This is a genomic window from Dyadobacter sp. Leaf189, assembly GCF_001424405.1.
Taxonomy (GTDB): domain Bacteria; phylum Bacteroidota; class Bacteroidia; order Cytophagales; family Spirosomataceae; genus Dyadobacter.
Genome location: NZ_LMPS01000003.1, coordinates 1 through 1,131 on the forward strand (window position 1 = coordinate 1; position 1,131 = coordinate 1,131).

Consider the following 1,131-nt stretch of genomic DNA (forward strand, 5'->3'; position numbering starts at 1 on the left):
ATAAGCACTGCAGCCTTTTACAAATGGCGTCAAAGGTATGGAATTTGGAATTGCAATAGTACACTAGAGATTTTGTTTCGTCAGATATTTTTTTTTGAGATGCATTTATTTAGATTCCTCTGGATGCAATTTATGCGGCTTTTTCCTCATCGTTTTTTCAAACTCTAAAGGAGTCAAATAACAAATAACCTAATGAGGAATGGATTCTTTTCCTATTGTACCAAACTTCTATATACTCAAAGATCGCCAGGTATGCTTGCTTTTTAGTTTTGAAGGTTTTTTGATAAACCATCTCAGTCTTCATCGTTTTGAAGAAACTTTCTGCAACTGCATTATCCCAACAGTTTCCCTTTCGGCTCATACTCTGGATTATTGGTGATCCCACCAACTGCTGCCTAAACTCTGAACAGGCATACTGAACCCCCCGATCAGAGTGGAATATTAGCGTATCTCCAATTTTCCTATTGGCCCTTGCCATCTGGAATGCGCTGACCGTTGTGTTCTTGGCCTCCATATTATCGCTCAGGGCCCAGCCAATCACCTTTCTATCCGCAAGATCGATAACCGTTGTCAGGTAAACCCATCCGGCCCCAGTACGGATATAGGTAAGGTCCGAGACCCATTTTTCTCCTGGTCTTGAAGCCGAAAAATCTCTGTTAAGAACGTTTTCTGCTACGGGGTGCACATGATCTGAGTCCGTCGTACTTGTCCATTTCTTGCGTATAACACTCTGTATACCCGCTTTGCGCATTATCCTGGCTACCCTGGGCCTTGAAGCGTGAATGCCTTTCTCAGCGAGCTTGGCAGCAATCCTCGGACTCCCGTAGACTTTCTTGCTGGCATGGTGCAACTCACAGATCTCCTCCAGCAACGAGTCGCTTTCAGCCTCACGTTTACTCTTGGGGTGCTTTAGCCAATAATACAAACTACTGCTGCTAACCTGAAATACCCTACACATCATTTCAACTGGAAATATTCTTCGGTGCTCTCTTATAAATCCGAATATCTCCCGTCTCCCTTGGAAAAGATGCCGACCGCCTTTTTTAAAATATCGCGTTCCATTTGGGCATCTTTTAGCTCTTTTCGCAGCTTTTTTATCATTTTCTGGTCTTCAGTCAATCCGGCTACTAC

1 pseudogene is annotated in these 1,131 nt (G+C 43.5%); it reads right to left on the reverse strand.

Annotated features, from left to right (window positions below):
• Positions 1–157: 157 nt before the first annotated feature.
• Positions 158–1,045: pseudogene (locus ASG33_RS09410) on the reverse strand (IS3 family transposase); the annotation flags it as partial.
• Between the last annotated feature and the right edge of the window lie 86 nt (positions 1,046–1,131).